At 72.2% G+C, this 15,758-nt stretch carries 15 protein-coding genes; 4 read left to right on the top strand and 11 right to left on the bottom strand.

Annotated features, from left to right (window positions below; translation table 11 throughout):
• Positions 1-11 precede the first annotated feature (11 nt).
• Complete coding sequence (locus ABZ939_RS33395) at positions 12-1,880, top strand: anthranilate synthase family protein (protein WP_361863741.1); 1,869 nt, start codon at positions 12-14, stop codon at positions 1,878-1,880.
• Between the two features lie 177 nt (positions 1,881-2,057).
• Here the strand turns inward: ABZ939_RS33395 and ABZ939_RS33390 are convergent, their stop codons facing one another.
• The 4 genes from ABZ939_RS33390 to ABZ939_RS33375 all read right to left on the bottom strand — a co-directional run bounded on the left by ABZ939_RS33390 (position 2,058) and on the right by ABZ939_RS33375 (position 5,852).
• Positions 2,058-3,086, bottom strand: coding sequence for a 6-phosphofructokinase (locus ABZ939_RS33390; protein ID WP_361863738.1), 1,029 nt, complete (start codon positions 3,084-3,086; stop codon positions 2,058-2,060).
• Between the two features lie 88 nt (positions 3,087-3,174).
• Positions 3,175-3,861, bottom strand: a complete 687-nt coding sequence (locus ABZ939_RS33385) for a response regulator transcription factor (RefSeq protein WP_361863735.1) — start codon at positions 3,859-3,861, stop codon at positions 3,175-3,177.
• Positions 3,858-5,069 (bottom strand): DUF5931 domain-containing protein, encoded by a 1,212-nt coding sequence (locus ABZ939_RS33380; protein WP_361863733.1) that lies wholly within the window; start codon positions 5,067-5,069, stop codon positions 3,858-3,860. Before ABZ939_RS33380 ends, ABZ939_RS33385 begins: the two co-directional genes overlap by 4 nt.
• A 36-nt stretch (positions 5,070-5,105) precedes the next feature.
• Positions 5,106-5,852: a lysophospholipid acyltransferase family protein gene (locus ABZ939_RS33375; protein ID WP_361863730.1), complete on the bottom strand. Its 747-nt coding sequence runs from the start codon at positions 5,850-5,852 to the stop codon at positions 5,106-5,108.
• A 186-nt stretch (positions 5,853-6,038) separates the two neighbouring features.
• Here ABZ939_RS33375 and ABZ939_RS33370 point away from each other — a divergent pair, with 186 nt between their 5' ends.
• Together ABZ939_RS33370 and ABZ939_RS33365 are read left to right on the top strand one after the other, a co-directional pair.
• The gene (locus tag ABZ939_RS33370; RefSeq protein WP_361863727.1) at positions 6,039-6,821 is read left to right on the top strand and encodes an alpha/beta fold hydrolase; all 783 of its coding nucleotides are present in this window, start codon (positions 6,039-6,041) and stop codon (positions 6,819-6,821) included.
• Complete coding sequence (locus tag ABZ939_RS33365; protein ID WP_361863724.1) at positions 6,814-7,452, top strand: hypothetical protein; 639 nt, start codon at positions 6,814-6,816, stop codon at positions 7,450-7,452. The genes ABZ939_RS33370 and ABZ939_RS33365 overlap by 8 nt, the downstream gene beginning before the upstream one ends.
• 34 nt (positions 7,453-7,486) lie before the next feature.
• Here ABZ939_RS33365 and ABZ939_RS33360 read toward each other — a convergent pair whose 3' ends face one another.
• The 6 genes from ABZ939_RS33360 to ABZ939_RS33335 all read right to left on the bottom strand — a co-directional run bounded on the left by ABZ939_RS33360 (position 7,487) and on the right by ABZ939_RS33335 (position 12,357).
• Positions 7,487-8,230, bottom strand: coding sequence for an endonuclease/exonuclease/phosphatase family protein (locus tag ABZ939_RS33360; RefSeq protein WP_361863721.1), 744 nt, complete (start codon positions 8,228-8,230; stop codon positions 7,487-7,489).
• Between the two features lie 132 nt (positions 8,231-8,362).
• Positions 8,363-9,304, bottom strand: a complete 942-nt coding sequence (locus ABZ939_RS33355) for an ROK family glucokinase (protein WP_361863718.1) — start codon at positions 9,302-9,304, stop codon at positions 8,363-8,365.
• Positions 9,305-9,370: 66 nt separating this feature from the next.
• Positions 9,371-9,799 (bottom strand): DUF5304 domain-containing protein, encoded by a 429-nt coding sequence (locus ABZ939_RS33350; protein ID WP_361863715.1) that lies wholly within the window; start codon positions 9,797-9,799, stop codon positions 9,371-9,373.
• Positions 9,800-9,840: 41 nt separating this feature from the next.
• The gene (locus tag ABZ939_RS33345; RefSeq protein WP_361863712.1) at positions 9,841-10,953 is read right to left on the bottom strand and encodes an ArsA-related P-loop ATPase; all 1,113 of its coding nucleotides are present in this window, start codon (positions 10,951-10,953) and stop codon (positions 9,841-9,843) included.
• Between the two features lie 91 nt (positions 10,954-11,044).
• Complete coding sequence (locus ABZ939_RS33340) at positions 11,045-11,488, bottom strand: SRPBCC family protein (RefSeq protein ID WP_361863709.1); 444 nt, start codon at positions 11,486-11,488, stop codon at positions 11,045-11,047.
• Between the two features lie 101 nt (positions 11,489-11,589).
• Positions 11,590-12,357, bottom strand: coding sequence for a metallophosphoesterase (locus tag ABZ939_RS33335; RefSeq protein ID WP_361863706.1), 768 nt, complete (start codon positions 12,355-12,357; stop codon positions 11,590-11,592).
• A 257-nt stretch (positions 12,358-12,614) separates the two neighbouring features.
• On the opposite strand from ABZ939_RS33335, the gene ABZ939_RS33330 reads away from it, so the two are divergent.
• The gene (locus ABZ939_RS33330; protein ID WP_361863704.1) at positions 12,615-14,411 is read left to right on the top strand and encodes an AMP-dependent synthetase/ligase; all 1,797 of its coding nucleotides are present in this window, start codon (positions 12,615-12,617) and stop codon (positions 14,409-14,411) included.
• Positions 14,412-14,567: 156 nt separating this feature from the next.
• Here ABZ939_RS33330 and ABZ939_RS33325 read toward each other — a convergent pair whose 3' ends face one another.
• Positions 14,568-15,710 carry a glycosyltransferase family 4 protein gene (locus ABZ939_RS33325; protein ID WP_361863701.1) on the bottom strand — a complete coding sequence of 381 codons (1,143 nt, stop codon included), beginning with the start codon at positions 15,708-15,710 and terminating at the stop codon, positions 14,568-14,570.
• Positions 15,711-15,758: the final 48 nt, after the last annotated feature.

Below are 15,758 nucleotides of genomic sequence, written 5' to 3'. Positions count from 1 at the left end.
GAACACGCACCATGGACCTCTCCCGACTCCTGGACCCCTCCTGCCCGCCCTTCGCCCTGCTCCGCAGACGCACACCGGGCCGTGATCACGACACCGTCGAGGTGCTGATCGGCGCGGTCCACGAGGCCGAGCGGCTCGCCGAACTGCCCGTCGGCGCGCTGCCCACGCTCGCCCTCGTGCCGTTCCGGCAGATCCGCGAGCGCGGCTTCGACGTCCGCGACGACGGCACCCCGCTCTCCGTGCTGGTCGCCGAGGAGGCGTACGAGCTGCCGCTCGCCGACGCGCTCGCGCAGCTCCCGACGCACGCCGTCCGGGTCGAGGGCGGCGGGTTCGACGTGTCGGACGAGGAGTACGCCGAGACCGTGCGACGGGTCATCGACGAGGAGATCGGCTCCGGCGAGGGCGCCAACTTCGTCATCCGCCGCACCTACACCGGCGAGATCCCCGGCTTCGGCCGCGCCGACGCGCTCGCGCTGTTCCGCCGCCTCCTCGCGGGCGAGCGGGGCGCGTACTGGACCTTCGTCGTCCATACCGGGGACCGCACGCTGGTCGGGGCGAGCCCCGAGGTGCACGTCCGGATGTCCGGGGGCACGGTCGTGATGAACCCGATCAGCGGCACCTACCGGTACCCCACCGGCGCCGCGCCCACCCCCGAGGACCTGCTGACGTTCCTCGCCGACCGCAAGGAGACCGAGGAGCTCTCCATGGTGGTCGACGAGGAGCTCAAGATGATGTGCACGGTCGGCGACATGGGCGGGGTGGTGATCGGGCCGCGGCTCAAGGAGATGGCTCATCTCGCCCACACGGAGTACGAGTTGCGCGGTCGCTCCTCCCTCGACGTACGGGAGGTGCTGCGCGAGACGATGTTCGCGGCGACGGTCACCGGCTCGCCCGTGCAGAACGCCTGCCGGGTGATCGAGCGGCACGAGGCCGGCGGGCGCGGCTACTACGCGGGGGCGCTGGCCCTGCTCGGTACGGACGAGAACGGGGTCCAGACGCTGGACTCCCCCATCCTCATCCGGACCGCCGACATCTCCGGGGAAGGGCGGCTGCGGGTGCCCGTGGGCGCGACCCTGGTGCGGCACTCCGACCCGGCGGGCGAGGTCGCCGAGACCCATGCCAAGGCGGCGGGGGTGCTCGCGGCCCTGGGGGTACGGGAGGGGCGGCCGTACGACGCGTCCCCGCGGGCGTCCCGGCTCGCGGACGATCCGCGGGTGCGGGCGGCCCTGGACGCCCGGCGGGCCGATCTGGCGCCGTTCTGGCTGCGGATGCAGGTCCGGTCGGCCGAGCTGACCGGCCACGCGCTGGTGATCGACGCGGAGGACACCTTCACCGCGATGCTCGCGCACCTGCTGCGCTCCTCGGGGCTGGAGGTGTCGGTCGTCCGCTACGACGAGCCGGGGCTGCGGGAGCTCGCGCTCGGCCACGAGGGCCCGGTGGTGCTCGGTCCGGGGCCCGGCGACCCGGGGGACGCGTCCGACCCCAAGATGCGCTTCCTGCGCGGCCTGACGGCCGATCTCGTACGAGATCACCGGCACGGGCTCCTCGGTGTCTGCCTCGGCCATGAGCTGATCGCGGCCGAGCTGGGCCTGGAGATCGTCCGCAAGCGCACCCCCTTCCAGGGGGCGCAGGTGCGGATCGACCTCTTCGGGCAGCGGCAGACGGTCGGCTTCTACAACAGCTTCACGGCCCGCTGCGACGACCGGACGGCCACCGAACTGGCCCTGCACCGGATCGAGGTGAGCCGTGACGAAGAGACGGACGAGGTGCACGCCCTGCGCGGGCCCGGCTTCGCGGGCGTGCAGTTCCACCCGGAGTCGGTTCTGACGATGGACGGGGCGGCGCTGACCGCGTCGCTGCTCGCCGGGGTGCTGGTCTAGGGCGTGTCCGACCATGATCCGCCGGACAGGCCCTAGGACGCGGCCGGGTCCAGGACGTTCTCGCCGCGCCGCCCCGCGGTGTGGTCGAGGACGTTCTGGACGGTCGTGTCGATGACCGCCGTCGCCAGGTCCATGGGCCGGACATGCGCGAATGTACGACCCGTGCCGTCGGGGTGCTCAGCCGAAGAAGACCCCCACTTCCGCGTACAGCGCAGGATCGACGGTCTTGAGCCGGGCCGTGGCGTCGGAGATCGGGACGCGGACGATGTCGGTGCCGCGCAGCGCGACCATCTTTCCGAAATCCCCGTCGCGGACCGCGTCGATGGCGTGCAGACCGAAGCGGGTGGCGAGCCAGCGGTCGAAGGCGCTGGGGGTGCCGCCGCGCTGCACATGGCCGAGGACCGTGGTCCGGGCCTCGTTGCCCGTCCGCCGTTCGATCTCCTTGGCGAGCCACTCGCCCACGCCCGAGAGCCGGACGTGTCCGTACGAGTCGAGGGTGCCGTCCTTGAGGACCATGTCCCCGTCCTTGGGCATCGCTCCCTCGGCGACGACCACGATCGGGGCGTACGTGGCCTTGAAGCGCGAGGTGACCCAGGCGCAGACCTGGTCGAGGTCGAAGCGCTGTTCGGGGATGAGGATGACGTTGGCGCCGCCCGCGAGGCCGGCGTGCAGGGCGATCCAGCCGGCGTGACGGCCCATCACCTCCACCACGAGGACCCGCATATGGGACTCGGCGGTGGTGTGGAGACGGTCGATGGCCTCGGTGGCGATGCCGACGGCGGTGTCGAAGCCGAAGGTGTAGTCGGTGGCGGAGAGGTCGTTGTCGATGGTCTTCGGCACACCCACGCAGGGGACGCCGTACTCGTCGACCAGCCGGGCGGCGACGCCGAGGGTGTCCTCGCCGCCGATCGCGATCAGGGCATCGACCTCGCACTTGGCGAGGTTCTCCTTGATCCGGCGGATGCCGTTCTCCACTTTCAGCGGATTGGTGCGGGAGGAGCCGAGGATGGTGCCACCGCGCGGCAGGATGCCGCGGACGGCGGGGATGTCGAGCCGTACGGTGACGCCGTCCAGGGGGCCGCGCCAGCCGTCGCGGAACCCGGTGAACTCGTAGTCGTACTCCTGGACTCCCTTGCGGACGATGGCGCGGATGACCGCGTTGAGACCGGGGCAGTCGCCGCCCCCGGTCAGTACGCCGACGCGCATGGAGCTCTCCTTCGCCGTGGCGGACGGGATGCGCGACCCACGCTAGTAGTGACGTGGGTCACTCCGACACAACGCGAAGGGTGAATTGTCAGGCGTCGTCGAGGCCGCGCTCGATGGCGTACCGGACGAGTTCCACGCGGTTGTGCAGCTGGAGCTTGCCGAGGGTGTTCTGGACGTGGTTCTGCACCGTGCGGTGCGAGATGACCAGACGCTCGGCGATCTGCTTGTAGCTCAGGCCCTTGGCGACCAGCCGCAGGACCTCGGTCTCACGCTCGGTCAGCTGCGGGGCCTTCGGCTCGTCGGCGCCGGCCGCCGGGGCGGGCTCGGAGGCGAGGCGACGGTACTCACCGAGGACCAGGCCCGCGAGCCCGGGCGTGAAGACGGGGTCGCCGACGGCCGTGCGGCGCACCGCGTCGATCAGTTCCGCCGTGCTGGCGGACTTCAGCAGATAGCCGGTGGCGCCGGACTTCACCGCCTCCAGGACGTCGGCGTGCTCGCCGCTCGCGGAGAGCACGAGGACCCGCAGCCGGGGGTTGGCGCCGACCAGCTCCTTGCAGACCTGGACGCCCGGCTTGGCGGGCAGGTTGAGGTCCAGGACGAGGACGTCCGGGCCGGCCGCCCCGGCGCGGCGCACGGCCTGTTCGCCGTCGCCCGCCGTGGCCACCACGTCGAAGCCGGCCTCGGCGAGGTCGCGGGCGACCGCGTCCCGCCACATCGGGTGGTCGTCGACGACCATCACCTTGATCCGCTGGTCCATCGACTGCTGCTCGCTCATCTCGTTCCTGCCTTCCCCCGTGGATCCCGCGGGACCTTCAGTTCGACTTCCGTGCCCTGGCCCGGCACCGAGATCAGCTCGGCCGTGCCCCCCAGATCCCGCAGTCTCCCCCGGATGGACAGGGCGACGCCCATCCGGCCCTCGCCCTCCGCCTGGGCGAGCCGCCCCTCCGGGATGCCCGGGCCGTCGTCCCGTACCGTCACGATCACCTCGTCCGGCCAATCCTCGACCAGGATCCACGCCTGGGCGTTCCCGCCCGCGTGCACCCGGACGTTGTCCAGGGCGGCGCCGACGGCGGCGGCCAGCTCGCGGGCGGCGGGGGACGGCAGCAGGACCGGGGTGCCCGGGTCCGAGAGCGTGACCCTCGCCCCGGCGCGCGGGGCCAGCAGGGCGCGCAGATCGACCGGGCAGTCGTCGTCCGGCTCCTCGACGATGCGGACGACGGCGCCTTCCGACTCGTCCTCCGAGACCAGCGACGGCCGGGTCAGCCCGCCGGCGACGAGCGTACGGAGGGCGACCTCCTGCTCCCCGGCCATCCGGCCCAGCTCGGCGGCCTCGCCGCCCAGGGCCGTACCGCGCCGCTGCACCATCGCCAGGACCTGGAGCACGCTGTCGTGGATGTCCCGGGCGAGACGTTCCCGCTCCCGGGTCGCGGCCTCGATCTCCAGGGCCCGGGCGAGGGTCCGCTCGGAGGCGCGGGCGACCTCGACGACGTAACCGATGGCGATGGACGCCACCCACACCAGCAGGACGTTGTGGAGGGTGTCCCGGGTGGGGTGTCCGCGCTCGATGATGTTGGCGACGGCGACCAGCGAGGAGGCGAAGCCGGCCCAGCGCCAGCCGCCCTTGATGGCGTACGCGAGGACGGCCCCGGCCGTCCATATCGTCGGCAGGGTGGGCCCGTCGACCGACTGGGCCTGCTCGTCCGCGAGCGGGGTGAGCAGGATGCCGGTCAGGGCCACCGTGAGGTCGGCGATCAGGAAGCGCTTGGTGCAGCGCGCCGCGTTCGCCACCTTGGGCAGGGTGGCCAGGGTCCAGACGCACATGACGGCGAGGAAGGCGATGGCCACCCACGGCCGTTCGTACCGCTCCCGGCCGAAGCCGAAGATCAGGACGGCGTAGATCATCGTCCCGATGCGGTACGCGGTGAGCGCGCGCCACAGCGGCTGCTCGACCGACATCCGCACGACACGCTCGCGCTTGGCCATCTCCCCCACCCCTGGGCGCCCCCCTCTACGAGAGGGTCAGGCGCCGGACTCTTCCCGTGCCGCGATCTCGGCCTTGACGGCCTCCTTGGCGGCCTTCTCGGCCTCCGCGATCTGGCGCTTGGCGGCCGTCGCGTAGATGTCCACGTACTCCTGGCCGGACAGCGTCATGATCTCGTACATGACCTCGTCCGTCACCGAGCGGAGGATGAAGCGGTCCCCCTCCATGCCCTGGTAGCGAGTGAAGTCCAGCGGCTTGCCGATCCGGATCCCCGGGCGCATCAGCTTGGGGACGACCTTGCCGGGCGGCTGGATCTTCTCGGTGTCGATCATGGCGACCGGAATGACGGGCGCGCCGGTGGCCAGGGCCACGCGGGCGAGGCCGCCGGGCTTGCCGCGGTAGAGGCGGCCGTCGGGCGAGCGGGTGCCCTCCGGGTAGATCCCGAAGAGGCCGCCCTTCTCGATGACCTCGATACCGGCCTTGATCGCCGCCTCACCGGCGCCCCGCGCGCCGGAGCGGTCCACGGGGAGCTGGCCGACGCCCTTGAAGAAGGCGGCGGTGAGCTTGCCCTTCACACCGGGCGAGGTGAAGTACTCGGCCTTGGCGATGAAGGTGACCTTGCGATCGAGGACGGCCGGAAGGAAGAAGGAGTCCGAGAAGGAGAGGTGGTTGCTCGCGAGGATCGCCGGCCCGTCGGCGGGAATGTTCTCGAGGCCCTCCACCCAAGGCCTGAAGGCGAGCTTCAGTGACCCTCCGATGGAGAACTTCATTGCGCCGTAGATCAACTCGAGTACCTTCCGTGTGCCGTCGGACAGACCTTATCCCGCCTTTTCCCGCCCGCCCGCGCGGGTGCGGCCGTGTGCGGAGCACCTTCGTGCGAACGGACCTGGTCGGTGTCGGTCCGGTCGCGTACGGTGAAGGTCCTTCCCCTTTTGTCGTTGCTTCGTCGAACCCACGAACAGGAGACCCCGGTGCCGGTCCTTCCTGGAGCCGAGCCGTACCGCCATGAGGGCGGAGAGGTCGGCGTCCTTCTCTGTCACGGTTTCACCGGTTCCCCGCAGTCGCTGCGCCCCTGGGCGGAGTATCTGGCCGAGCGCGGACTGACGGTGTCCTTGCCGCTGCTGCCCGGGCACGGCACCCGCTGGGAGGACATGCAGCTCACGACCTGGCACGACTGGTACGCGGAGGTGGACCGGGCGCTGCGGGAGCTGCTCGCCCGCTGCGAGCAGGTCTTCGTCTTCGGCCTCTCCATGGGCGGGGCGCTGGCGCTGCGGCTCGCGGCCAAGCACGGCGACGCCGTGCGGGGCCTCGTCCTGGTGAACCCGGCCAACAAGGTGCACGGCGTCGCGGCGCACGCCCTTCCTGTGGTCCGCCATTTCGTGCGGACGACGAACGGCATCGCCAGCGACATCGCCAAGGAGGGCGCGGCGGAGATCGGCTACGACCGGGTGCCGCTGCACGCGGCGCACTCCATGCGGCAGCTCTTCCGGACGGTGGACGCGGAGCTGCCGCAGGTCACGCAGCCGGTGGTGGTGCTGCACAGCCCGCAGGACCATGTGGTGCCGCCGGCCGACTCGGCGCGGATCCTGAGCCGGATCTCCTCGACGGACGTGCAGGAGATCCTGCTGGAACAGAGCTACCACGTGGCGACGTTGGACCACGACGCGGAGCGGATCTTCGAGGAGAGCTGGGCGTTCCTCGGCCGCCTCGCTCCGGAGGGCGTCGGGGAGAAGGGAAGCACGAGCGGTGGCTGAACAGCAGGACGGCGAGCGCGAGCCGCAGCCGATCGACGAGGAGGCGGCCTGGGCGGCGATCGTCGCCGGGTACGGCGAGGAGCCGGCGGACCCTCCCGGGGCGAAGCCCTTCAGATCGGTGGAGGACCTGGCGCTGCCGGAGCCCGTGGAGGGTGACGACGACGGCGACGATGACGAGGACGAGGACGACGAGGAGGACGAGGACGAGGACGAAGGGGACGCCGAGGGCGAGCATCCCCGGAAGCCCGTCCTCGGCGGCTCGGTCGTCTTCGCCCCCGGGGTGAGCGTGGGCGGCGGCCCGCGCGACTACGAGCTCGCGGACCCGGACGCCGAGACCGGTGAGAAGAAGTCCGGTCGGAAGGGTGACGACGGCGACGAGGGTCACTTCGTCCCGCCGGAGCCGCCTCCGCTGCCGGAGGCGGACGCGACCACGAAGTTCGCGTGGCTGGGCGTCGTCGGCGGCCCGGTGCTGATGCTGCTCGCGGTGCTGCTCCAGTGGGACATGACGTGGTGGCTGACGACGCTGTGCGTGGGCGGCTTCCTCGGTGGCTTCGCGACGCTGGTGGCCCGTATGAAGCACGACGACGACGATGACGGCTTCGACGACCCGGGGCGCGGCGCGGTGGTGTAGCGGACGGCCCGGGCCATGGTGCGCGCGCGGCGGCTCAGCCCGCCGGGAGCCGTACCGCCGCGAGCACCGGGAGGTGGTCCGTCGCCGCCCTGAGGTCCGCCGGGTCGAGGTCCGTGGGGACGCCACACCCCAGGAACTCGACGCCCTCGGTCGCCAGGATCGCGTCGATGCGCTGGTGGGGGTCGGTGGGCGTCGAGGTGTACTCGCCGCCCCAGGGGCTGACGGCCCAGCCGTCCTGAAGCTCCTTGGTCAGTCGGGTGAAGCTCCGGCCGCCGGGACGTTCGTTGAGGTCCCCGGCCACGATCGTGTGCGGGGCGTCCATCCCTGCGACCCGGTCGAGGAGCATCCCGGCCTGGGCGTACCGCTCGTCCGTCTGCAGGCTCAGATGACAGCTGATCAGACCCACCCGGGCGCCCCCGAACCGGACGACGGCGGTGGCGAAGCCGCGCCGGTGCAACCCGGGGGTGAGCGGCAGCAGGACGTCCTCGGTACGTTCCACGGTGGCCCTCAGCGAGCACATCAGCAGCGGTCCGGCGGCCGTCGCGCCGCCGCTCAGGACGACGAGCTCGCTCTTGGCGGCGAGCCGGGCCGCGTGCTTGCGCCAGCGGAAGAAGCGCGGCGCCTCCTGGACGAAGACGAGGTCGGGCGCGCAGGCCCGGATGACCCGGGCGAGGGCGTCCTCGTCGTCCCGCATCGAGCGGATGTTGTAGCAGAGCACCCGGACGACGGCCGAACCGTCCGCCTCGGTGCGGGAGTTGGGCAGCGCGGTGATCGCCATGCGCAGCAAGATACGACAACCGCCCGCCGGTCCCCAGAGGGCGCGACGGGCGGACATGTCCGGAAAGCACGGAACGCCGTCCCGCGCGCGGGCGCGTGACGGCGTTCGTGTCGTACGGACGAGGTGCGGGCGTCAGCCCTGGCGGGCCAGGTCCGCAGCGCCGACCAGGCCGGCCTTGTTGCCGAGCTGGGCCGCGAGGACCTGCGCGTGCGGCCGCCACTGACCGCCGACGAGCCAGCGGCGGAAGGACTTGCGGATCGGGTCGAGGACGAGGTCGCCCTCGTCGGAGACGCCGCCGCCGACGATGAACGCCGAGGGGTCGAAGAGCGACGCCAGGTCCGCGAGGCCGGCGCCCGCCCAGCGGGCCAGCTCGCGGAAGGAGTCCACGGCCACCGGGTCGCCCTGCCGGGCGGCGTCGCTGATGTGCTTGCCCTGGATGCCCTCGGGCGTGCCGTCGCCGAGGCCGAGGAGGATCTCCGCGTTCTCGGGCGTGGCGGCGGCGCGCTGCTTGGCGTACCGGACGAGCGCGCGCCCGGAGGCGTACTGCTCCCAGCAGCCCTGGCTGCCGCAGCCGCACATCAGCCCGTCCGGGACGACCCGGATGTGGCCGAACTCGGCCGCCACGCCGAAGCGTCCGCGGCGCAGCTTGTTGCCGATGATGATGCCGCCACCGAGCCCGGTGCCGAGCGTGATGCAGATGACGTCCTCGTGGCCCTGCCCGGCGCCGAACCTGTACTCGCCCCAGGCCGCCGCGTTCGCGTCGTTCTCGACGACGACCGGCAGGCCGACCCGCTGCTCGACCTTGTCCTTCAGCGGCTCGTGCCGCCAGTCGATGTTCGGCGCGAAGAGGACGGTGGCGCGCTTGTCGTCGACGTAGCCCGCGGCACCGATGCCCACAGCCTCGATCTGATGGCCCTTGCCGGCCTCGGACACCGCGGCGCAGATCGCGTCGACGATGCCTTCGGGGGTCGGCGGGGTGGGCACCTTGTGCGTGTCGAGGATGTTGCCCTCCTCGTCGACCACGCCGGCCGCGATCTTCGTGCCGCCGATGTCGACGCCGATGGTGAGTCCCATGTGTCCCTCAGTTTTCGGTCGAGCCCCGCTAGGGCCAACCGTACCCGAGGGGGGCGACCGTCCTGGTCAGTCCAGGTCGATGTGCTGCCCGGTACCGGGGCCTTCGTCGTCGCGCTTGGGGTCCTCGCGGGGCTCCTCGCGTCGCGGGTCCTGGGGCTCGTCCCGGGTCCAGCGCGTCTCGTGGCCCTCGACCGCCGAGCGGTAGGCGGCCAGCAGCTCGTTGCCGGCGGCGGCGAGGTGGTCGAAGACCTGCGGGTTGCGCTCGATGACCGGCTCGACGGCGGCCTTCGCCTGGTTGACGAACTGCTGCACGGTGCTCTGCGCGGCCATGCCCATCAGCGGGTTCCGCAGCGTGGAGACCTTGTCGGCGACGGCGTCGAAGAGCTTGCGGAACTCCTCCGCGGCCGAGCCGGGCTCCGCGCCGGCGCGACGGCGGGCCTTCTCGGCCTCCAGGTCCTCGGCGCACGCCTTGGCCCAGGCATCCGAATCGCTCATGGCGTACTCCTTACGGCTTATACCGTCGACGGTACACGGCGTCACGGGGTCTTCGGCCAGAGTCCGGCGTCCGGTGTGAACCGGACTCTCAGATCGCCGTCGACGAGGCCGGCGCCGGCGACCGTGCAGCGGCGCAGGACGGGCGGCAGCGGGACGTTGCGGCGGAAGGGGCCGACGGCGAGGAGGAGTTCGTCCCCGCGGCGGACGAGGGAGAGCTCGTCCTTGACGGCGCCGGGCAGGGGGATGTGCCAGACGAGGATGCCGTCGTCGTCCCTGCGGTCCTCGACGGTCCACTCGGGGGCCGGGGCGGGTTTCGCGTCGACGGCGAGCAGGGCGAGGTCCTCGGGGCCGCGGAGGTCCCGGCCGAGGTGCGGGAGGGCGTGCACGGCCCCGTCGTGGGCGGTACGGAGCCGGGCCAGGTGCTCGTGCTGCTGGGCGGTGAGGGCGGCGAACCAGGGGTCGGGCGAGTCGGCGGGGAGCAGCTTGTTGGCCACGACGGCGTCGAGGGCGAGGCGGTGGAGAGCGAGGCCCAGGCGGGCGGTGCGCAGGGTGTCCGTGGCGGCGGGTCCGGGTTCGACGACGAGCCGGACGGTGGTCGTGGGGGCGTCGACGACGGCCTGGACGGCGGCGAGCTCGGCCTCCCAGCGGGCGGTCGTCGCGTACAGCCACTGCGCGGGCATGGGAACGCCGGCGAGCTGGGCCAGCATGGGGCGCAGCGCGCGGGCGGCCTGTCGTTCGGGCGGGAGGAGGCGGCGGAGGTAGCGGCGCAGCTGCTCGGGCAGCGCGAGGAGGGCGAGGGCCTCGGGCAGCGGGGGCAGGTCCACGACGACGAGGTCCCAGTCGCCGGCGGCGTCGCGCAGGGCGCGGAGCAGGGCGAACTGGTGGCTGCCGGGGAGCTCCGTGAGCTCTGCGTCCTCGAAGGGCGCGGCGCCGAGCAGGTCGAGGGCGGCGCCGGAGCGGGCCTGCAGGGCGAGGAACTCGCGGCGGAAGTCGGCGGCGGGGGCGGGACGGAGGATGTCCACGCCGGGTGACTCGCCGGCGTCGCCGGACACCAGCAGGACGCGTCGGCCGGCCTGCGCCTCGGCGAGCGCGGCGGCAGCCGCGACGGTGGTCCGGCCGGCTCCGCCGGCCCCGGTGACGAGCATGATCCCCATGGGCGGGAACGTTACAGCGCCGGGCACTCCCGCCTCGTGGGGTTGCGGGCGATCGTCCCGCGGGGGGCCGCCGCTCCCGGGGTGCGGGGGCTTACGCCCCCGATTCCACGCGCTTCTTCAGGCCCGCCAGCGCGCGGTCGATGATGACCTTCTCCGCCTTGCGCTTGATCATGCCCAGCATCGGGATCTTGACGTCCACCGTCAGCTGGTACGTCACCTCGGTGCGGGTGCCGCCGCCCGCCGGGGCCAGCCGGTAGGAGCCGTCCAGGGCGCGGAGCATCTGGGACTTGACCAGCGTCCAGCTGACCTCGTTCTCGCCGGTCCAGGTGTACGCGAGGGTGTGGTCGTCCTTGATCGCGCCCGCGTCCAGCAGCAGCCGCACCTTCTCCGCACGCCCGGCCGCGTCCTTCTCCAGGACCTCGGCCTCCTTCACCTCGCCCGTCCACTCGGGGTAGCGGGCGAAGTCGGCGATCACGCCCATGACGTCGGCCGGCGCTGCCTCGATGGTGATGCTCGAGCTGGTGTGTTCGGCCATCGCTGTGGCTCCTCCACTGTGCGGTCCGGCGAGAACTCGAAGAAAATCGCAGGGCACGAACCGTGCCGACCGAAGGCTATCGCGCCCTCACCGGGGGCCCGTCACCACTCCAGCGACCAGGGCCGTCCCGTCGCCGCGAAGTGCCCCACGTTCACGCATTCCGTCGCCCCGACCCGCATCCGCCGGGCCAGCGGCTGGTGGACGTGGCCGAAGAGCGCGTACCGCGGCCGGGTCCTGCGTATGGCGTCGAGCAGGGCGGTGCTGCCGCGTTCGAAGCGGCGGGCGACGGTGTCGTAGGTGAGTTCCGGTACGTCCGGCGGGATGTGACTGCACAACACGTCGACCTCGCCGAGCGCCTCCACCTTCGCCGCGTACTCCTCGTCGGAGATCTCGTACGGCGTCCGCATCGGGGTGCGCAGTCCGCCGCCGACGAAGCCGAAGACCAGCCCGCCCAGCTCGATCCGCTCACCGTCCAGGACCGTGGTCCCCGGGCGCGCGAACTCGCTCCACAATCCGGGGATGTCGACGTTTCCGTAGGTCGCGTAGGTGGGGGTCGGGAAGGCCGCGAACAGTTCCTCGTACTGGCGGCGCACCGCGGACTCGATGGCCGTGTCCCGGTCGACGCGCAGTTCGGACCAGAGCCGTCGCCCCAGGTCACGGGCCTCGTCGAAGCGGCGCGCGGTGCGCAGTTCCACGATCAGGTCGGCGTTCTCGACGCCGAAGAGGTCGGGGAAGATGCCGCGGCTGTGGTCGGCGTAGTCGAGGAAGAGCACCAGGTCGCCGAGGCAGACGAGGGCGTCCGCGCCCTCCCCCGCCTTGGCGAGGGCGCCGGCGTTCCCGTGCACGTCACTGACCACGTTGATCCTCATGCGGATCAGCGTAGGGCGTCGGACCTGCGGTTACTTCCGAGTCGGCAAAGCTGTGGATTACTGTGCGCGAAGCACCGCCACAACTGTGTGATGCACCGAACATCTGGCCAGACCCCCCTATCGGGAACCGAGTACTGATGGGTAACGTCCGGGCAGTCCAGTTGTGCTCACCCCCACTGAGCACCTGCCCGATCTTGGACCGCACCGGTGCATTCACACAGAGCCGTGGCGCCGGCGCCCGATGAGGAGCAGCAGTCTTGCGCGAGTTCAGCCTTCCGGCCCTGTACGAGGTCCCCTCGGACGGCAACCTGACGGATCTCATCCGCCGCAACGCGTCTCAGCACCCAGACACCGCCGTGATGGGACGCAAGGTGGCCGGCGTCTGGACGGACGTCACCGCCAAGCAGTTCCTCGCCGAGGTCCGCGGGGCCGCGAAGGGTCTGATCGCCGCCGGTGTGGAGCCGGGCGACCGGGTGGCACTGCTGTCCAGAACGCGGTACGAGTGGGTGCTCCTCGACTTCGCGATCTGGAGCGCGGGCGCCGTGACCGTGCCGGTGTACGAGACGAGTTCGCCGGAGCAGATCCAGTGGATCCTCGGCGACTCGGGCGCCTCGCTCGTCCTCGTCGAGTCCGCGGCCCACCAGGAGTCGGTGGAGTCGGTACGGGCGAACCTGCCGGCCCTGAAGGGCGTCTGGCAGATCGAGGCCGACGCGATCGCGCGGCTCACCGCCACCGGCGCGGACGTCTCCGACGAACTGCTCGACGAGCGGATGTCGAGCGCGCACGCCGACGACCCGGCGACGATCGTCTACACCTCGGGCACCACCGGCCGCCCCAAGGGCTGTGTGCTGACGCACCGCGCGTTCTTCGCCGAGTGCGGCAACGTGGTGGAGCGCCTGAAGCCGCTCTTCCGGACCGGCGAGTGCTCGGTCCTGCTCTTCCTGCCCGCCGCCCACGTCTTCGGGCGTCTGGTCGAGGTCGCCTCGGTGATGGCCCCGATCAAGCTGGGCTGTGTGCCGGACATCAAGAACCTCACGGACGAGCTGGCCGCCTTCCGGCCGACCCTGATCCTGGGTGTGCCGCGCGTCTTCGAGAAGGTCTACAACTCGGCGCGCGCGAAGGCGCAGGCGGACGGCAAGGGCAAGATCTTCGACAAGGCGGCGCACACGGCGATCGCGTACAGCCGGGCGATCGGCACGCCGCAGGGTCCGTCCCTCGGCCTGAAGCTCAAGCACAAGGTCTTCGACAAGCTGGTCTTCTCCAAGCTGCGGGCGGTGCTCGGCGGGCGCGGCGAGTACGCGATCTCGGGCGGCGCGCCGCTCGGTGAGCGTCTCGGTCACTTCTTCCGCGGCATCGGCTTCACGGTCCTGGAGGGCTACGGCCTGACGGAGTCCTGCGCGGCGACCGCGTTCAACCCGTGGGACCGGCAGAAGATCGGCACGGTCGGGCAGCCGCTGCCGGGCTCGGTGGTGCGGATCGCCGACGACGGCGAGGTGCTGCTGCACGGCGAGCACATCTTCACGGGCTACTGGCAGAACGAGGCGGCGACGGCGGAGGCGCTGGCCGACGGCTGGTTCCACACCGGTGACATCGGCACGCTGGACGAGGACGGCTACCTCGCGATCACCGGCCGGAAGAAGGAGATACTGGTGACGGCGGGCGGCAAGAACGTCGCCCCGGCGGTCATCGAGGACCGGATCCGGGCGCACGCGCTGGTCGCGGAGTGCATGGTGGTGGGCGACGGGCGCCCGTTCGTGGGCGCGCTGGTGACCCTGGACGAGGAGTTCCTGGGCCGCTGGGCGAGCGAGCACGGCAAGCCGGCGGGCTCGACGGCGGAGTCGCTGCGCGAGGACGCGGATCTCGTCGCCGAGGTCCAGCGGGCGGTGGACGACGGCAACGCGGCGGTGTCCAAGGCGGAGTCGGTACGGAAGTTCCGCATTCTGCCGGCCCAGTTCACGGAGGAGGCGGGCCACATCACCCCGTCGCTGAAGCTGAAGCGCAACGTGGTGGCGAAGGACTTCGCGGACGAGATCGAGGCGATCTACCGCCCGTAGGGCGCGGTGGGTACCCGGGACCTCGACGGGCCCCCGCGGGGCGCTGAGCGCGCCCTGCGGGGGCCCGTCCCGTTTCGCGGACGGGCGGGGGAACGCAGGAGGCCCTTCGCCCCTCCTGGGGAGGAGAGGCGAAGGAGGGGGCAGTCCGGCGTGGGGCTACAACAGTTCCTTCAGGCGTTCCGCCAGCAGGTCCCAGCGCCAGCGGTCTTCGACCCAGGCGCGGCCGCGGTCGCCCATGCGGGTGCGGAGGGCCGGGTCGAGGAGGAGGGTCGCGATGCGGTCCGCGGACTCCGCCGGGGCGTCGCCGCGGACGACCCAGCCCGTCTCGCCGTCCAGGACCGCGTCCGGCGCACCGCCCGAGTCGCCGGCGACGACCGGGAGGCCGGTGGCCGACGCCTCCAGGTAGACGATGCCGAGGCCCTCGACGTCCAGGCCGCCGCGGCGGGTGCGGCAGGGCATGGCGAAGACGTCGCCGGCGCCGTAGTGGGCCGGCAGCTCCTCCCACGGCACCGCGCCCGTGAACCGTACGGAATCGGCCACCCCGGTCGTCGCCGCGAGCCGCCGCAGGTCCTTGTCGTAGGGGCCGCCCCCGACGATCAGCAGCACGGCGTCCGGCACCCGCCGCAGGATCTCCGGCATGGCCCGGATCAGCGTGTCCTGGCCCTTGCGCGGGACGAGCCGCGAGACGCACACGACGACGGGGCGGTCGCTGAGCCCGAGCCGTTCCCGTACCGCCTCGCCGCCCGAGCCCGGGTGGAAGGTCTTCTCGTCCACGCCCGGCGGGAGCTGCACCATCCGCCCGGCCGCCGCCGGCGTCAGCGCCGTCGCGATCCGCGAGCGCGTGTACTCGCCGAGGTACGTGATGGTGTCCGTGCTCTCGCCGATGCGGCGCAGGAGCTGCCTCGCGGCCGGCAGCTGCGCCCACCCCGCCTCGTGCCCGTGCGTCGTCGCGACGAGCCGCCGCGCGCCCGCGCGGCGCAGCGCCGGGGCCATCAGGCCGAGCGGCGCCGCCGCCCCGAACCACACGGACTCGCAGCCGTGCTCACGCAGCAGCGCGGTCGCCCGCGCGGTGACCCGAGGAGTGGGCAGCAGCATGGTGGTGCTGTCCCGCACCACCGTGAAAGGCTGCTCCGCGTCGAACGCGGCGGTCGCCTCGATCCCCTCGCGGCTGCGCTTCCACGTGGAGGCGTAGACCACGATCCGCTCGGGATCCAGACGCAGCGCCATGTTGTGCAGGAACGCCTGGATTCCGCCGGGGCGAGGCGGGAAGTCGTTGGTTACGATCAGGGTCTTGTGCATCGTCGCCGAATGTACGTGACCGCACCCCCCGCCCGGCAACACACCCTC

It is taken from the genome of Streptomyces sp. NPDC046712, from assembly GCF_040645695.1.
GTDB lineage: Bacteria > Actinomycetota > Actinomycetes > Streptomycetales > Streptomycetaceae > Streptomyces.
Note: the sequence above shows the minus strand (reverse complement) of the source record. Positions and strands in the feature narration are given on the sequence as shown.

Coding starts and splice junctions, on each gene's coding strand:
- ABZ939_RS33395 (WP_361863741.1), top strand. CDS start 12: ATGGACCTCTCCCGACTCCTGGACCCCTCCTGCCCGCCCTTCGCCCTG.
- ABZ939_RS33390 (WP_361863738.1), bottom strand. CDS start 3,086: ATGCGCGTCGGCGTACTGACCGGGGGCGGCGACTGCCCCGGTCTCAAC.
- ABZ939_RS33385 (WP_361863735.1), bottom strand. CDS start 3,861: ATGAGCGAGCAGCAGTCGATGGACCAGCGGATCAAGGTGATGGTCGTC.
- ABZ939_RS33380 (WP_361863733.1), bottom strand. CDS start 5,069: ATGGCCAAGCGCGAGCGTGTCGTGCGGATGTCGGTCGAGCAGCCGCTG.
- ABZ939_RS33360 (WP_361863721.1), bottom strand. CDS start 8,230: ATGGCGATCACCGCGCTGCCCAACTCCCGCACCGAGGCGGACGGTTCG.
- ABZ939_RS33355 (WP_361863718.1), bottom strand. CDS start 9,304: ATGGGACTCACCATCGGCGTCGACATCGGCGGCACGAAGATCGCGGCC.
- ABZ939_RS33350 (WP_361863715.1), bottom strand. CDS start 9,799: ATGAGCGATTCGGATGCCTGGGCCAAGGCGTGCGCCGAGGACCTGGAG.
- ABZ939_RS33345 (WP_361863712.1), bottom strand. CDS start 10,953: ATGGGGATCATGCTCGTCACCGGGGCCGGCGGAGCCGGCCGGACCACC.
- ABZ939_RS33340 (WP_361863709.1), bottom strand. CDS start 11,488: ATGGCCGAACACACCAGCTCGAGCATCACCATCGAGGCAGCGCCGGCC.
- ABZ939_RS33335 (WP_361863706.1), bottom strand. CDS start 12,357: ATGAGGATCAACGTGGTCAGTGACGTGCACGGGAACGCCGGCGCCCTC.
- ABZ939_RS33325 (WP_361863701.1), bottom strand. CDS start 15,710: ATGCACAAGACCCTGATCGTAACCAACGACTTCCCGCCTCGCCCCGGC.